The sequence below is a fragment of the Amycolatopsis sp. NPDC045836 genome (assembly GCF_056431745.1).
Genome location: NZ_JBWKKF010000006.1, coordinates 162476 through 177904 on the forward strand (window position 1 = coordinate 162476; position 15429 = coordinate 177904).

The following is a 15429-nucleotide window of genomic DNA, read 5'->3' on the forward strand; positions in this document are numbered from 1 at the left end:
TGAGGACAGGCCCTAGGCGTTCTGGGTTTTCTAGGTCCGGCTCCCACCCCTGATCGGGCTGCCGCCGATCGGGTGAATTCCGCCTGCGCTTCCCCCACCTGGGCTTTCGGTCGCCTTGAAACTGTTCACGTATGTGAAAGTAAGTCACAAGTGTGATTCACTTCCCAGCCGAGACTTCCAACGACCGAAATCCACTCGTAAGACGTACGTCACACAACTCGCGCGGGTGAAACTCAGGGAGGTGCGATGGAGACGCTGGACTGGATAGTGGTCGGCGCTTACTTCTTCGTGATGGTGGCGATCGGCCTGTGGTCGAAGAACCGCATCCAGAACGTGGTCGACTTCTTCACCGCCGGCGGCCGGATGCCGTGGTGGCTGTCCGGGATCTCGCACCACATGTCGGGCTACAGCGCGGTCATGTTCGTGGCCTTCGCCGGTGAGGCGTACCGGCTGGGCCTGACCGTCTACGTCTGGTGGGCGCTGACCATCGGCGTCGGCGTCGGCATCGGCAGCTGGTTGTTCGCCGCGAGGTGGAACCGGCTGCGCGCCAAGCACGGCGTCGCCTCGCCGCTGGAGTACCTGGCGCGGCGCTACAACGTGCCGACCCAGCAGGTGATGGCCTGGTCCGGCGCGGTGCTCAAGGTGGTCGACATCGCCGCCAAGTGGTCGGCGGTGGCCATCCTACTGCGCGGGTTCGCCGGGGTGCCGATCGAGGTCGGCATCCTGCTGGTCGGCGTGGTCACGATGATCTACTCGGTGATGGGCGGGCTGTGGGCCGACGCGCTCACCGACTTCGGCCAGTTCATCATCCAGGCCGCGGCCGGCATCGTGATGTTCGTGGCGGTGGCCGCGCACTTCGGCGGCATCCAGTTCATGTGGGAGATCTGGGACCAGCTGCCCGCCGACCGGAGCCGGCCGCTCAACGGCGAGTACACCTCCACCTTCTTCATGGCGCTGTTCGTGATCAAGACGCTGGAGTACAACGGCGGCATGTGGAACCTGGCGCAGCGCTACATGGCCGCGCCGGACGGGGCGGCGGCACGCAAGTCGGCCATGCTCTCCAGCTTCCTGTGGCTGGTCTGGCCGCTGGTGCTGTTCTTCCCGATGTGGGCCGCGCCGCTGATCGTGCCGGACCTGGCGGTGGCCAACGACGCCTACGTCGAACTGGGCAAGATCATGCTGCCGGTGGGCATGGTCGGGCTGGTGCTGGCCGGTTTCTTCTCGCACACCATGGCGATGGTGTCCTCGGACGCCAACGTGATCTCGGCGGTGATCACCAGGGACATGCTGCCCCGGTTGTGGCGGGGCGCGAACCGGCTGAGCCAGGACGCGCAGCTGAAACTCGCGCGGGTCACCACGTTCCTGTTCATCGGGCTGAGCATGGCGATCGCGTTGTCACTGGACACCAACGGCGGGGTGCTCAAGGTGGTGGTCGACCTGGTGGCCGCGACGATGGGCCCGATCGCGGTGCCGCTGATGCTGGGCCTGCTGCCGTGGTTCCGGCGGATGGGGCCGGTGGCCGCGCTGTCCAGCACGCTGGGCGGGCTGGTGGTCTGGGCGAGCCTGTACATCTCGCAGCAGAACGGGGTGAAGGTGCCGAAGGAGGCGCTGGTGGCCTATCCGCTGCTCACCTCGCTGGTGCTGTTCCTGGTGCTCGGGCTGGTGTTCTCGCAGCGCACGCCGGACCGCGACCGGCTGGTCGACTCGCTGTCCACGGACGCGCGGACCGCCGAACCGGGTGACCCCGGCGAACCCGCCAGGGTCGCCGCGAAGTAACCGCAGGCGTGGGGGGGTTCCCCCCCGTTGAACGCCCCCCCCCCGCCCCCCCCCCCCGTTCTTTTCCTCCCCCCCCCCCCACCGCTCACACAGGGAAGACCACCCCTTCTACCCCCCCCCCCCCCCCCCCCCCCCCCCCCCCCCCCCCCCCCCCCCCCCTCCCCCCTCCCCCCCCCCCCCCTCCCCCCCCCGCCCCCCCCCCCCCCCCCCCCCCCCCCCCCCCCCCCCCCCCCCCCACGTCCGGGGTGGACTTCAGTCCTCCGGTTTGGCGTGATCGGGCCTGCCGGGGTTCGGGTCCCGGCTCAGGTCGATCAGCGGGTGCCGCGGGGCACCCTCCGGGGCCGCCCGGCGGCCGGTGGGTTCCGGCACCGGTTCGGTCCACTCGTTCTGCTCGGTGTTCACAGCGCCCTCCTCGTGTCGCCTGCTGCAACCCGCGTCACGCTACGCCCGCCGTTCACACCGTTCTGACACACCTGGAACCGGTGGCCGTCAGAACCGGACTTTCCGGAGGTATTCGAAGCCGACCTGAGCGGTTTTGAGCGGATCGGCCGGATTGTCGTGTTCCACGATGTACTCCCGGATGCCCGGGGTGCCGTCGAAGATCCTGCGGAAGTCGATGTCGCCGGTGCCCACGTCGGCCCAGCCGCCGTCCGCGCCGCGGTCCTTGACGTGGTACTGCAGCACGCGCCCGCGCTGGTCCCAGAACAGCTTCACCGGGTCCACCCCGGCCACCACGGCCCAGTACAGGTCCACCTCGAAGTGGCAGTAGTGCCGGTTCGTGCCCTTGGCCAGGATGTCGAACGGCCGCTTGCCCTCGACCAGGGCGAACTCGTGGTCGTGGTTGTGGTAGCCGAACTGGATGCCCGCCTTGGCGAACGCCTTGGCCGCCTTGTCCAGCCGCCCGGCGAACGCCTCCCACTCGGCGGCCGTCTCGTACTTCGCCCACGGCACGGCCGAGTAGCGGTGCCCGAGGATCTTGGCGTCCACGATCAGCTTGTCCACGTCGCCGTCGATGCCGATGTGGCTGGAGGTGGCGCGCAGGCGGTGCTTGTCCAGGATCTTGCGGAACTCCGTGGCGCTGCGGCCGTAGGTCCCGGCCATCTCCACGTTGCGGTAACCGATGTCGGACAGCGCCGACAGGGTGCCCTCGAGGTCGTTCTCCAGCAGTGACCGCAGGGTGTAGAGCTGCACGCTGATGCGGTGCAGCGGGATGCTGCCCTTGCCGTGACCGTGGCCGTGGCCCGCGGAAGCGACGCCGGGCAGGGCCAGCAGCGCGCCGCCCGCCACCGCGGCACCGGCCGCACCGCGCAGCATGGAACGGCGGGAAAGGTTTCTGTCGACCATCAGATGACCCTCACTTCTGGTTGCTGAACGCGGCGTCGAACGCCGCCGCGGGCTTGTCGAACAGCAGGCCGCGCAGGAAGGTCACGGCCTCGGCCGCCCCGCGCAGCCGGTCCATGCCGGCGTCCTCCCACTCCACCGAGATCGGCCCGGAGTAGCCGATCGAGTTCAGCGCGCGGAAGCAGTCCTCCCAGGGCACGTCGCCGTGCCCGGTGGAGACGAAGTCCCAGCCGCGCCGCGGGTCCGCCCAGGCCAGGTGCGAGCCGAGCCGCCCGTTCCGCCCGTCGAACCGCTTCCGGGTGTCCTTGCAGTCCACGTGGTAGATCCGGTCGGCGAAGTCGAGGATGAAGCCGACCGGGTCGAGGTCCTGCCAGACGAAGTGCGAGGGGTCCCAGTTCAGCCCGAAGGCCGGGCGGTTGCCCACCGCTTCCAGCGCCCGCTTCGTGGTCCAGAAGTCGTAGGCGATCTCCGAGGGGTGCACCTCGTGCGCGAACCGGACGCCGACCTCGTCGAACACGTCGAGGATCGGGTTCCAGCGGTTCGCGAAGTCCTCGTAGCCGTCGTCGATCACGGCCTGCGAGACCGGCGGGAACATCGCCACGTACTTCCAGATCTTCGAGCCGGTGAAGCCGACGACGGTGTCCACGCCGAGCTTCGCCGCGGCACGGGCGGTGTCGGCCAGTTCGGCGGCCGCGCGCTGCCGCACGCCCTCCGGCTCGCCGTCGCCCCAGATCCGGCTGGGCACGATGGCCTGGTGCCGCTCGTCGATCGGGTCGTCGCAGACGGCCTGGCCGACCAGGTGGTTCGAGATGGTCCAGACCTTGAGGCCGTGCTGCTCCAGCAGTTCCAGCCGCTGCGGCACGTAGTCCTCTTCGGCCAGCGCGCGGTCGACCTCGAAGTGGTCGCCCGAGCACGCGATCTCCAGCCCGTCGTAACCCCACTCGGCGGCGAGCTTGCAGACCTCGGTGAACGGCAGGTCCGCCCACTGACCGGTGAACAGCGTGATCGGACGACTCATGGCGAGCTACTCCTTCTTATTTGAGTCCTTGCAGCGACAGCAGCAGCGGGTGCACGTCGGTGGCGGACAGCTTCCCGGCCGGTTCGAAGCCGGGCTCGGAGCAGAGCAGCACCGGGCCGTCCTCGGCGGAGTCGGGCAGCCTGCCGTGCGAGCCGCGCACCCAGCGCGGATCGGTCGGCACCACGTTCATCGCGTACCGCAGCCCGGCGAACTTCTTCGCCAGGTTCAACCCCGCCTTGGCCTTGGCCAGCCGGTCGGCCGGGTCGAAGAACAGCTCGGCCGGGTCGTAACCCGGCTTGCGGTGGATCTCCACGCCGCGGGCGAAGTCCGGGGCGCGGTGGTCGTCGAGCCAGTAGTAGTAGGTGAACCAGGAGTCGGGGTCGGCCACCGCGACCAGTTCGCCCGCCCGCTCGTGGTCGAGGCCGTAGCGGGCCTGCGCCTCGCGGTCGAGCACCTCGTCCACGCCGGTCAGCCCGGCGACGACGGACCGCACGCGCTCGAGGTCGGCCGGGTCCTGGACGTAGACGTGCGCGACCTGGTGGTCGGCGACGGCGAACGCCCGCGAGGTCCACGGGTCGAGGTACTCCATGCCCGCCTGCGTGTAGACCTCGAGCAGGCCCTCGCGGCGGAGTGCGCGGTTGATGTCGACCGGGCGGCTGACGTTGGTGATGCCGTACTCGCTGAGCGCGACGACGGTGGCGCCGCGGTTGCGGGCGTCGTCGAGCAGCGGGGCGAGCGCGTTGTCCAGTTCACGGGCGGCGACGGCGGCCTGCGGGTGGTCGGGGCCGAAGCGCTGGTGGTCGTAGTCCAGGTGCGGCACGTAGGCCAGGAGCAGGTCCGGTGCTTTTTCCCGCAGAAGCTTGCGGGTGGCGCCGATGACCCAGTTGCTCGAGGTCAGCGACGCCGTCGGGCCCCAGTACTGGAACAGCGGGAACTCGCCGAGTTCGCCGGTCAGCTGGTCGTGCAGCTCGACCGGGCGGACGTAGGCGTCCGGCGACTTGCGGCCGTCGGCGTGGTAGATCGGCCGTGGCGTCACCGTGACGTCGGTGGTCATGCCCATCGCGTACCACCAGCACACGTTGGCCGAGGTGTAGCCGGGGTGCGCGGCCCGCGCGGTCTCCCACAGCTTTTCGCCCTGGACCAGGCGGTTGTGCTGGCGCCAGAGGTGGATTTCGCCGAGGTCGCGGAAGTACCAGCCGTTGCCGACGATGCCGTGCTGGGCCGGGGTCAGGCCGGTGAGGAAGGTGGACTGGGCGCTGCAGGTGACCGCGGGCAGCACCGTGCCCAGTTCGGCCTGCCAGCCGGTGGTGGCCAGCGCGGACAGCTTCGGCATGTGCCGCAGCGCCTTGGGGGTGAGCCCGACGACGTCGAGCACCACGAGGGGTTTCATGAAACAGCCTTTCGAGTGTCGCGGGCCCAGCGCAGTTCGGCGGCGATGCCACCGGCGAGGTCGTCCCCGCCACCCGGGAGCACGCTCCAGGTGTAGGTCTCGACCTCGACGTGCGGCTCGCCGGCCAGTTCGGCGAACACCGCGGTCAGCACGTCGGTGGTGCTGGTCAGCGGGGCCGGCGGGGCGGCGTGCAACGGCATGTGGAAGTGGACGCGCCACGGTCCGTGCGCGGGCAGTTCGGCCGACGCCTGCGGCAGGTCGTCGGCGGCCAGCACGGTGCCGTCTTCGGCGAGTTCGCGGACCTGGTGCAGGTAACGCGGTTCGGCGAAGGCGGCCAGTGCGGCTTTCGCGTCGTCCGCGGCCGGGTCGGCGACGTGCAGCGCGGCCGATGCCTGCACCTTCACCACGTCGAGCCCGGCTTCGGCGATCTGCCGCAGGGTGTCCGCCGGGTCGGCGAACGAGACCGCGAGGTGGCAGGTGTCCAGGCAGAGCCCGATGTGGGCGGGGTCGACGCGGCCGGACAGCCAGCCGAGCGCGTCGGCGACGGTGTCCAGGACGCAGCCCGGTTCGGGTTCGACGGCCAGCCGGATCGGGCGTTCACCCCGCTCCAGCACCTCGGTCAGCTCGCCGAGCGCGCTGGTGGCCGCGGCGTCGTCCACCGGGGTCCACGGCTCGCGCCAGGCCAGCGGCAGGGTGGAGATGCTGCCGTAGGCGGCGTCCTCGGCGAGCAGTTCGCCGAGGACGGTGACGCAGTCGAGCGTGTACCGCAGGCGCGCGGGTTCGGTCCACTTCGGGTGGTAGACGGCCTGCTTGACCACCTCGTCGTGGAAGCCGCCGTACGGGAAGGCGTTGAGCGTGCAGACACCGAGGCCGCGCGCGTCCAGCTCGCCGCGGAACTTCGCCAGTGCGGCGGGGTCCTCGGCGAGGCCGCGCGCGACCGGCGCGGCCAGCCACAGGCCGACGCCGAGCCGGTCCCCTCCGTACTGCTCCCGGACGGGTACGGCGTACCGGTCCAGCTGGGCCAGGATCCCGCCGAGGTCCTCGGCGGGGTGCACGTTGGTGCAGTAGGAGATCACTTGCGGCCACCCCGGAGCACGGAGTTGCCCTGGAACTCGCTCGCCTCGCCGGTGAAGCCGGGCAGCGGGTCGAGGGTCAGCCTGCCGCTCTGGGCGTAGAAGTCCACCGGGTTCTGCCACAGCACGGTGTCCACGTGGGACTCGTCGTAACCGTCGGCGAGCATCGCCTGGCCGGTCTTGAGCGTCTTCAGCGGGTCCGAGCGGCCCCAGTCGGCGGCCGAGTTGACGATCTTGCGTTCCAGGCCGTACTCCCGCAGGATCGCCACCATCCGGTGCTCGTCCATCTTGGTGTCGGGGTAGATGGAGAAGCCCATCCAAGCGCCGGACTCGGCCACGATGCCCACGGTGACCTCGTTGAGGTGGTCGACCAGCACGTGCTCCATCGGGATGCCGGACTCGCGGACCACGTCGAGGGTGCGCTTGGTGCCTTCGAGCTTGTCGCGGTGCGGGGTGTGCACCATCACCGGCAGCTCGTGCTCCTTGGCCAGCTCGAGCTGGCGGGCGAACACGTCGTCCTCTTCCGGGGTCATCGAGTCGTAGCCGACCTCGCCGACCGCGACCACGCCGTCCTTGGCCAGGTAGCGCGGCAGCACGTCGAGCACCTCGCGGCAGCGGGGGTCGTTGGCCTCCTTGGGGTTCAGCGCGATGGTGCAGTGGTGGCGGATGCCGAACTGCGCGGCGCGGAACCGTTCCCAGCCGATCAGCGAGTCGAAGTAGTCGGTGAACGAGCCGACGCTGGTGCGCGGCTGGCCGAGCCAGAACGCCGGTTCGACCAGTGCGCGCACCCCGGCGGCGTACATCGCCTCGTAGTCGTCGGTGGTGCGCGAGGTCATGTGGATGTGCGGGTCGAAGATCCGCATCAGTGCTCTCCCCTTTCCAAGATGGCGAGCGCGTCGGACGGCACTTCGCGGCCCGCCGCGCTCCGCTCCGCCGCGTAGTCGGAGACCATGCGGCGCAGCTCATCGTCGACCCGGCGGTCCAGTTCCGCGACCGCCGCCAGGGGAACCCCGGTGAACAGGCACTTCAGCACCCCGTGGCGCCACGAATGGGCGTCGAGGTGGTGTCCGGCGAACGCGCCCATCGCGGCGGCGACCAGCCGGGTGTCGTTGGCGCGCAGGGCGTCGGCGACCAGCTGGCGACCGGCGGCGACGACGTTGTCATCGGTGGTGTCGATGGCGTTGAGGCCGCGGAGCACACCACGGCGTTCGGCGTCGTCGCCATACCGGTACAACTCGGACAACTCACCCGCGATGGCTTCTGCGGGCAAAAGCAGGTGCAGCTCGCTGACCAGGCGTTCCCTGGCCTGGTCGTCGAGGGTGCCGTGGATGAGGCCCTGCGGATCGGTGTCCGGGGCGACCGGGGCGCGGCCGACCCCGCGACCGGCGGCCGGGAACAGCGTGCCGATCGCGGCGGGCTTCTCGCGGATCTTGGCGAGCGCGTCGGCGACCCAGGGGTGCTCGGCTTTCGCGGGCATCGCCTCGGTCAGCGCGCGGAAGGCACGCGCGGCGACGTCGGGGGCGGCGTGGCTGTGCCGGGGCAGCTCGACCGCGGCGAGACCGGTGTAGCCGATCTCGGTGAGCGCGGCGAGCGTCGCGGGCAGGTCGAGCTGGCCGTCGCCGAACTCGAGGTGCTCGTGGACCTTCGGGAGCATGTCGTCGAGCTGGACGTTGAACAGCAGCGGCCCGGCCCGGCGCACGCACTCGGCGGCGTCGACCGGCTCGACCGCCACGCAGTGGCCGACGTCGAGCGTCACCCCGAACAGCTCGTGGTCGCCGAGCTGTTTGCGCAGCTCCAGCACCTGCTCCAGGTGCTGCACGAAGTGCCCGGGCTCCGGCTCCATCCCCAACCGCACGCCCAAAGCTTCTGCGGGCAGAAGCAGGTTCGCGATGCCCTCTCGCAGGCGGGACTGGGCTTTCTGGTCGTCGAGCTCATTTGGTTTGACGCCTGACCAGAAGGAGACGCAGTCGGCGTTCAGCTCGGCGGCGATCCGCATGGCCTTCTCCAGGAAACCGAGCCGGGGCGCCGAGTCCTCCGAGAGCAGCGTCGGGTGGTGCTTGCGCCACGGGTCGAGCAGGTACCGCGCGCCGGTCTCGATGACCACCTTGGTCAGCCCGAGCGAGGACAGCCGGGCCGCGACGCGCTCGATCTGCTTGGGCAGGTCGTCGGCGTACGGGTTGAGGTGGTCGTGGTCCAGCGTGAGCGCGACGCCGGTGTAGCCGAGGTCGGCGATCACGGCCAGCGCGTCGTGCAGCCGGTGGTTGGCGAAGCCGTTGGTGCCGTAGCCGAGGGAGAAGGTCATGTGGGGCTCACCTTCCGCGACAGCTTGCGCGCGATCGGCAGGGCCGTGGCGACCAGCGCGGCCCCCATGATCGAGCCGCGCGCGGCGATGGCGGCCTGCAGCGGGACCATGCCGTGGATGCCGGTTTTGGTGGCGTTGCGCACACTTTTCGCCGACGGGTCGGTGACCGCGGCGGCCTGCGCGCGGCCGACGAACCCGGCGTACCCGGAGCCCGCGGTGAGCGAGGCGAGCCGGTGCCAGCCGGTGTGCGCGGCCCCGCTGACCGCGAGCGCGGTGGCCGCGCTGCTGGTGACCAACGCCGCTTTCGCGGTGTTCGGCGAGGTGCCGTGGACCTCACCGGTGGACAGCGCGGTGACGCCGAGCGTGTGCACGCCGATGGCCGCGGCGGCCGGGGCGGCGGCGCGGGTGTTGCCGCCGGCGCCGAGCAGCACGTCGAGGGCACGGCACACGGCCATGCCCAGCGGGCCCGCTGGGGTGGGTTTGAGCACGGTGTCGTAGGCCCAGACCGCGGCGGCCAGCGGCACGGCGACCTTGAGCGCCTGCTTGCCGCCGCCGAGCGCGGCGAGGCCCAGCCCGGCCAGCGTCAGCGCGCCGCCGGTGGCCAGTGCCTCGTCCGCGGAGATGCGGCCGGACGGGATGGGGCGCTCGGGTCGCTCGACGGCGTCGAGGTCGCGGTCCGCCCAGTCGTTCAGCGCCATCCCCGCCCAGTAGAACGAGGCAGAGGCCAAGGGCAGCAACAACCTCCGACCCCGCAACCGGCTTTTGCCCGCAGAAGCTCCGGCCACCGTGTCGCCGAGGACGGTGAGGGCGGCGGGGGCGCGGACCAGTTCGGCGACGGTGCGCAGGCGGCTCACAGGGTGGCCGCCCAGTCCTGGAGGAGGCGGGTCTGCTCGGCGAAGCGGTGCTCGTCGCCGCCGAGCGGGTCCTTGAAGAAGAAGGCCAGCCCGGACAGCGCACCCGACTGCCCGGCGGCGTGCGCGGCCGCGGTGAACCGGGCCAGGTCGAGCACGAGCGGGGCGGCCAGCGCCGAGTCGTAACCCGTCCAGGTGAACTGCAGGCTCATCCGCGCGCCGAGGAAGCCCTCGAACGACACGTTGTCCCACGCGGTCTTGGTCTCGCCCAGGTCGGGCACGTTGTCGATGTGCAGCGGCGCGGTGACCTGCTCGCCGAGCAGCGCGGCCAGGCCGCGGGCCTTCGACTCCAGCTTGCTGTTCACCTTGGTCGGGTCGCCGAGGGTCTCGCCGTCGCCGCCGCCGAGCAGGTTGGTGCCCGACCAGGAGCGGACGCGCAGCGCACGCGCGGTGAACATCGGGGCGAGCACGGTCCGCAGCAGCGTCTCGCCGGTCTTGCCGTCGCTGCCGGCGTACGGGAGTCCCAGGTCAGCGGCCAGCTGCCGGAGGGCGGGCAGGCTTATGCCCGCAGAAGGCGTGAACTCGACGTAGGGGCTGCCGGCGCGCAGGGCGGCGTAGGCCATCAGCGAGCTGGGCGGCAGGACCGCCCGGGCCGGGTCCTCGAGCGCGGCTTCGAGCCGGGCGAGGTCGGTGTGCTCGGGCAGTTCGGGGGTCGGCGCCTCGGTCGAGGACACGTTCACCACGACCACGCGGTCCAGGTTGTGCCTGGTCGCGAACGATCGAATGTCTTCGGACAGTCTTTTCCCCGCAGAAGCCTGCGGGCCGGTGTGGGTGGCGGGGTGGTAGCCGTCGCGGATTTCGGCGTCGACGGCGGTCAGGCCGGGGCGGACGGCGGAGAGCACGGCGTGGCTGAACACGCCGGCGTCGGCCAGCTGCTCGGCCCGCTTCTCCAGCGGGGTGTGCACGATGTCGTGGCCCCCGAGCACGAGGTCGTCCCAGGCGGGCAGCGGCACCGGGGCGAACGCGGGCAGCTCGCTGACGCACCCGGTCGGTCCGGCGACACCGGCCCGCAGCGCCAGCAACCCGACCGCAGCCGTGGTCGCTACCGATCCCCTGGCCCCCACCAGCCACAGGCCGGTGCGCATAGCTCGCTCGGACATCACAGAACACCTCTCCACGTGAAAACGGCGGCCCGGTGTGGGTGACGACCGATCGTGATCGCCACCCACACCAGCCTGATCAGGGTCAGCCCTGAGTGGTCAAACCTTTCGGATGGAACCACCCGAAGGCGCGATCGCGATAGACCATTCGATTCGCTGGGCCAACTCGTTACCGTCCCTAACCAAAACGCCCCGCACCTCGGCGTCCTTCACCAGCGCCGGGTTGCCCGCCAGCTCGGCGAACTTCTTGTACTCGGCGATGGCCTTGGTGTCGTTGCTCTTCGCCTCGGCCTGCCTGGCCTTCTTGAGCTGCTTGCCCAGCTCGTTGTAGGCGTTGAGCGACAGCCTGCTGGTCGCCCGGAACCGGTCGAGCAGCTGCTGCACGTCCCGGCCCGAGGTGATGGTGACGAACTGCACCTTCTGCGTGGTCCGGTTCCCCGCGGCGTCCACAGCGGACACCACCAGGTCGTGGAAGCCCAGCGGCAGGCGGTACAGCGCGACCAGCTCACCGTCGCGCACCGGCGCGCCGTCCAGGGTCGCGGTCACCTCGGTGACCCCGCCCTCGTCCTGCGCGTCCAGCTCCAGCACCAGGTCGGCGGCGTCGCCGTAGACCCCGCCCTGCGCCGCCCCGCCGATGGCCACCGTCGGCGCGGTGACGTCCAGTTCCTTGATCTGCACGTTCCGGAAGAAGACGTCGTCCTCGCCGCCGTGGTTCTGCAGGCCGATGAAGCCCTGCGAGAGGTCACGGGCCGGGTCGGTCTCGGTGTACTCGTTGATCACCACACCGTTCAGCACGACCTTGATCGTCTGGCCGGTCAGCACCAGCTCGTAGGAGTTCCACTCGCCCGGCGGCTTGAGCGCCGCGTCCCGCTTGGCGATGTCGGCGCCCTTGAACCCGTAGATCGCACCGGTGGTGCGGTCGGGGGCGTCGGTGGCGTCGATCTGGATCTCCTGGCCCTGGTTGACCGCGACCCACGGGTCGTTGCCGGGGTCGGGGAAGCCGACGAAGACACCGGAGTTGTCGTCACCGGCCAGCTTCCAGTCCAGCTTGAGGCTGTAGGCGTTGAACTCCTCCTCGTGCCAGAGCAGCCCCATGCCGCCGACGGTCTTCCAGCTGCAGTCGGCCTGCAGCTCGAAGGAGCCGGGGCCGGCCATCTTCCAGTTCGCCATGCTCGCCTCGGTGCCGTCGAGCAGGGTGGTGTACCCGGCTTCCGGCGTGGTCGGCTCGCAGGCGGTGACCACCGGCTCGGCCACCCCGGGCCCCTGGACGTTGATCGCGTCCACGTCGAACAGGCCACCGGTGCCGGTCCCGCTGAACACCAGGAACAGCGGTTTGGTGCCACCCGGGTCGGTGATCGGTGCCGGCGGCAGGTCGACGTAGGTGTCGAAGCCACCGGTGTTGGGCACCTGCACGGTCTGCACCAGCGGGCCGTCGGCCGCACCCGAGCGCAGCTCGATGGTGCCGCCCGCGCCCCCGGAGCTGACCCGGTAGCCGATGCCGGTGACGCCGGTCAGGTTCACCGGGGTGAACTGGATCCAGTCGCCCGCGTCGATGTAGCCGACCCGCTTGCCACCGCTGGCGCCCGCGGCCGCGACCACCTGGGTGCCGTTGGTCTCGGTGAAGAACTCGGCCTGCTTCAGCTTGGGCTGCAGCACGTTCTCCGCCGAACCGGTGAGCGGCGGCACCCCGGCCGAACCGCCGTCGGTGTAGCTGGCGTTGATCACGCCGAAGATGTCGGCGTCGAGCCCGTGGCCCTCGTCGGCCGGGGTCTCGATGACCCCTTCACAGCCCTGGGCCTGGCTCAGCGGGTGCCCGTGGTTGTCGTGGCCGAGGATGTACTCGACCTTGACCTTCGAGCAGTCGACCGCCCCGTCCTCCGGGTCGGTGACGGTGACCTTGAACGGCACCTTGTCGCCGAAGCCGAAGAAACCGCCGTCGACCGGTGCGTCCAGGGTGACCACCGGCGCGGTGTTGCCCGCGGTGACCACCACGCTGGCCGCGCCGGTCAGCCCGGTGGAGTCGGTCACCGACAGCTTGGCGGTGTACTGCCCCGCGGTGCTGTAGGTGTGCGAGACCGGGCCCGCTTCGGTGGAGTCGGTGGTGCCGTCCCCGTCGAAGTCCCAGGCGTAGGTCAGCTCGCCGCCGTCCGGGTCGGTGGTGCCCGCCGGGTCGAAGTTCACCGTGAGCGGCGCGGGCCCGGAGGTCCGGTCCGCGCTCACCTTCACCTCGGGGGTGCGGTTGCCCTTGGTGTAGTCGATCCGGTAGACCGCCGACTCGGCGGAACCGCCGAAGTAGCCGGTGCCGTAGTCCAGCACGTACAGCGAGCCGTCCGGGCCGAACTCGATGTTCATCGGCCGGACCAGTTCCATCGAGTCGAAGAACGGCTTGATCTCACCGCGTTCGCCGTTGGCGCCGACGGTGATCTCCTTGATCCAGCCGCGGTCCCACTCGTAGAGGAAGTTCTTGCCGTCGTAGTACTCGGGGAACTTCGTCGGGGAGTCGAGCGCCGGGTCGAACCGGTAGGTCGGGCCGCCCATCGGCGACTCGCCGCCGGTGCCGAACTCGGGCACCGAACCGCCGTCGTAGGGGATCCAGGCCGGCTGCACCGGGGGCAGGTCGACCAGGCCGGTGTTGTGCGGGCTGTTGTTCTTCGGCGCCGCGCAGTCGAACGGCTGACCCGACTGCGAGGTGGCGAAGTCGTAGTCGACGAACGGCTGGTTGTCACCGACGCAGTACGGCCAGCCGAAGTTGCCCGGCCCCTTGACCAGGTTGAACTCCACGGTGCCGCCGGGACCGCGGGCGGGGTTGGCCGCACCGGCGTCCGGGCCGTAGTCACCGAGGTGGATCCAGCCGGTTTCCTTGTCCACGGCGAAGCGGAACGGGTTGCGGAAGCCCATGGCGTAGATCTCGGGCCTGGTCTTCTCCGTGCCGGGCGCGAACAGGTTGCCCTCCGGCACGGTGTACCCGCCGTCTTCCCCGACCTTGATCCGCAGGAGCTTGCCCCGCAGGTCGTTGGTGTTGCCGGAGGTCCGCTGCGCGTCGAAGACCGGGTTGCGCGTCTCGCGCTCGTCGATCGGGGTGTAGCCGTCCGAGGCGAACGGGTTCGAGTCGTCGCCGGTGGACAGCAGCAGGTTGCCCGCGGCGTCGAAGTCGATCTCGCCACCGGCGTGGCAGCAGATGCCGCGTTCGGCCGGGACCTGCAGGATCTGCTGCTCGCTGCCCAGGTCGAGCGTGTTGTCCTCGCTCAGCTTGAACCGCGACAGCTGGTTGTAGCCCTTGAACGGCTCGAAGTCGGCGGCCGTGCCGTTCTCCGGCGCGTCACCGGCCGGGGTGTTCAGCACGGGCGCGTAGTAGAGGTACACCCAGCGGTTGGTGGCGAAGTCGGGGTCGATCGCCACGCCCTGCAGGCCGTCCTCGTCGTGGTTGTAGACGGGGACCTGCGCGGCCAGCGAGGTGGTCGCGCCCGCGGTGGTGTACCAGACGCGGCCGTCGCGCGAGGTGTGCAGCACGTCGCGGTTGGGCAGCACGGCCAGCGCGATCGGCTCGCCGGTCTTCTCCTCGCCCTTGGCCAGGGTGATCTGGTCGAAGTCGGCGTCACCCGGCTCGCCGGTGCCCGGGTCCCCGGTGGAGCAGTCGCCCTCGACCGCGCCGGCGGCGTAGAGGATGCCGCCCTTGAGGTGGTCGAGGAACTCCGGCTCGCTGTAGGACTCGATGGTGTGCCCGCCGCCGGTGTACCAGCTGCGGCCACCGGAGTTGGTGTGGCACCAGGCGATCGGGTGGTCGCCCATGGCGCCGTTGCCGGGGTTGTAGCTCTTCTCGTCGAGCGAGGCGAGCACGTGCACGTCCTGGCGCGGGTTTTCGCGGTAGTTGTACCACTCGTCGGTCCGCGGCCACTGGTACGGCAGCCCCGAGGTGGACGGGTGCTGGCGGTCCTCGACGTTGACCGTGGCCTGCTGGATCTGCGGGTGCGAGTTGAAGTACGCCCCGACCAGGTCGCCGTAGAACGGCCAGTCGTATTCGGTGTCGGAAGCGGCGTGCACGCCGGCGTAGCCGCCGCCCGCCTTGATGTAGCGCTCGAAGGCGCCCTGCTGCTCGGCGTTGAGCACGTCACCGGTGGTGGACAACCAGATGACGGCGTCGAAACGGGCGAGGTTGGTGTCGGTGAAGGCACCGGCGTCTTCGGTGGCTTCGACGGAGAAGTGGTTGTCGGTGCCGAGCTGCTGGATGGCGGCGATCCCGGCGGGGATCGAATCGTGCCGGAAGCCGGCGGTCTTGGAGAAGACCAGTACGCTGGTTTCCTCGTGCTGGGCACCCACCTCGTCGGGCTGGGCCGCGGCGGCGAAGGAACCACCGCTGAACGCGGTGATCGCCGAAATGGCCAGCACGCCGAGCCGGATGGCGGTCCGGCTCGATTCCGGTGGACTTTCCGATCGGAGCTTTCTCAATCCGCGCATGACGAATACACACACTTCCTTGTGGCGGCGGGTACGAGCGGGAGACCGAACGAAAAGGGGCTT

Annotated in this window: 11 protein-coding genes; 1 reads left to right on the forward strand and 10 read right to left on the reverse strand. The window is 70.4% G+C overall.

What is annotated here, in order from left to right; all coding sequences use genetic code 11:
• Positions 1-246 precede the first annotated feature (246 nt).
• The gene (locus AC07EG_RS12885) at positions 247-1776 is read left to right on the forward strand and encodes a sodium:solute symporter family protein (protein WP_478253248.1); all 1530 of its coding nucleotides are present in this window, start codon (positions 247-249) and stop codon (positions 1774-1776) included.
• Positions 1777-2028: 252 nt separating this feature from the next.
• On the opposite strand, the gene AC07EG_RS12890 is transcribed toward AC07EG_RS12885, so the two are convergent.
• From AC07EG_RS12890 to AC07EG_RS12935, 10 genes are all read right to left on the reverse strand, one after another.
• Positions 2029-2178, reverse strand: a complete 150-nt coding sequence (locus AC07EG_RS12890) for a hypothetical protein (protein WP_478253249.1) — start codon at positions 2176-2178, stop codon at positions 2029-2031.
• Positions 2179-2265: 87 nt separating this feature from the next.
• Entirely contained in the window at positions 2266-3120 is an 855-nt protein-coding gene (locus AC07EG_RS12895) for a sugar phosphate isomerase/epimerase family protein (protein WP_478253250.1), read from the reverse strand.
• Positions 3121-3130: 10 nt separating this feature from the next.
• Positions 3131-4135 carry a sugar phosphate isomerase/epimerase family protein gene (locus AC07EG_RS12900; protein WP_478253251.1) on the reverse strand — a complete coding sequence of 335 codons (1005 nt, stop codon included), beginning with the start codon at positions 4133-4135 and terminating at the stop codon, positions 3131-3133.
• 16 nt (positions 4136-4151) lie between these two features.
• A complete protein-coding gene (locus AC07EG_RS12905; RefSeq protein ID WP_478253252.1) occupies positions 4152-5525 on the reverse strand; it encodes an alkaline phosphatase family protein in 1374 nt (457 codons plus the stop codon).
• Positions 5522-6601 (reverse strand): metabolite traffic protein EboE, encoded by a 1080-nt coding sequence (gene eboE, locus AC07EG_RS12910; RefSeq protein ID WP_478253253.1) that lies wholly within the window; start codon positions 6599-6601, stop codon positions 5522-5524. Before eboE ends, AC07EG_RS12905 begins: the two co-directional genes overlap by 4 nt.
• The gene (locus AC07EG_RS12915) at positions 6598-7461 is read right to left on the reverse strand and encodes a TatD family hydrolase (protein ID WP_478253254.1); all 864 of its coding nucleotides are present in this window, start codon (positions 7459-7461) and stop codon (positions 6598-6600) included. Before AC07EG_RS12915 ends, eboE begins: the two co-directional genes overlap by 4 nt.
• Positions 7461-8900: an EboA domain-containing protein gene (locus AC07EG_RS12920; RefSeq protein WP_478253255.1), complete on the reverse strand. Its 1440-nt coding sequence runs from the start codon at positions 8898-8900 to the stop codon at positions 7461-7463. The genes AC07EG_RS12915 and AC07EG_RS12920 overlap by 1 nt, the downstream gene beginning before the upstream one ends.
• On the reverse strand, positions 8897-9745 hold the full coding sequence (locus tag AC07EG_RS12925) for an SCO3242 family prenyltransferase (RefSeq protein WP_478253519.1): 849 nt from the start codon (positions 9743-9745) through the stop codon (positions 8897-8899). Before AC07EG_RS12925 ends, AC07EG_RS12920 begins: the two co-directional genes overlap by 4 nt.
• Before the next feature lie 5 nt (positions 9746-9750).
• Positions 9751-10911 carry an inositol-3-phosphate synthase gene (locus AC07EG_RS12930; RefSeq protein ID WP_478253256.1) on the reverse strand — a complete coding sequence of 387 codons (1161 nt, stop codon included), beginning with the start codon at positions 10909-10911 and terminating at the stop codon, positions 9751-9753.
• Between the two features lie 99 nt (positions 10912-11010).
• On the reverse strand, positions 11011-15366 hold the full coding sequence (locus tag AC07EG_RS12935; protein WP_478253257.1) for a ThuA domain-containing protein: 4356 nt from the start codon (positions 15364-15366) through the stop codon (positions 11011-11013).
• Positions 15367-15429: the final 63 nt, after the last annotated feature.

Excerpts from the sequence above, each read along its gene's own strand:
- AC07EG_RS12885 (WP_478253248.1), top strand. The coding sequence starts at position 247 with ATGGAGACGCTGGACTGGATAGTGGTCGGCGCTTACTTCTTCGTGATG.
- AC07EG_RS12895 (WP_478253250.1), bottom strand. The coding sequence starts at position 3,120 with ATGGTCGACAGAAACCTTTCCCGCCGTTCCATGCTGCGCGGTGCGGCC.
- AC07EG_RS12900 (WP_478253251.1), bottom strand. The coding sequence starts at position 4,135 with ATGAGTCGTCCGATCACGCTGTTCACCGGTCAGTGGGCGGACCTGCCG.
- AC07EG_RS12905 (WP_478253252.1), bottom strand. The coding sequence starts at position 5,525 with ATGAAACCCCTCGTGGTGCTCGACGTCGTCGGGCTCACCCCCAAGGCG.
- AC07EG_RS12915 (WP_478253254.1), bottom strand. The coding sequence starts at position 7,461 with ATGCGGATCTTCGACCCGCACATCCACATGACCTCGCGCACCACCGAC.
- AC07EG_RS12920 (WP_478253255.1), bottom strand. The coding sequence starts at position 8,900 with ATGACCTTCTCCCTCGGCTACGGCACCAACGGCTTCGCCAACCACCGG.
- AC07EG_RS12930 (WP_478253256.1), bottom strand. The coding sequence starts at position 10,911 with ATGTCCGAGCGAGCTATGCGCACCGGCCTGTGGCTGGTGGGGGCCAGG.
- AC07EG_RS12935 (WP_478253257.1), bottom strand. The coding sequence starts at position 15,366 with ATGCGCGGATTGAGAAAGCTCCGATCGGAAAGTCCACCGGAATCGAGC.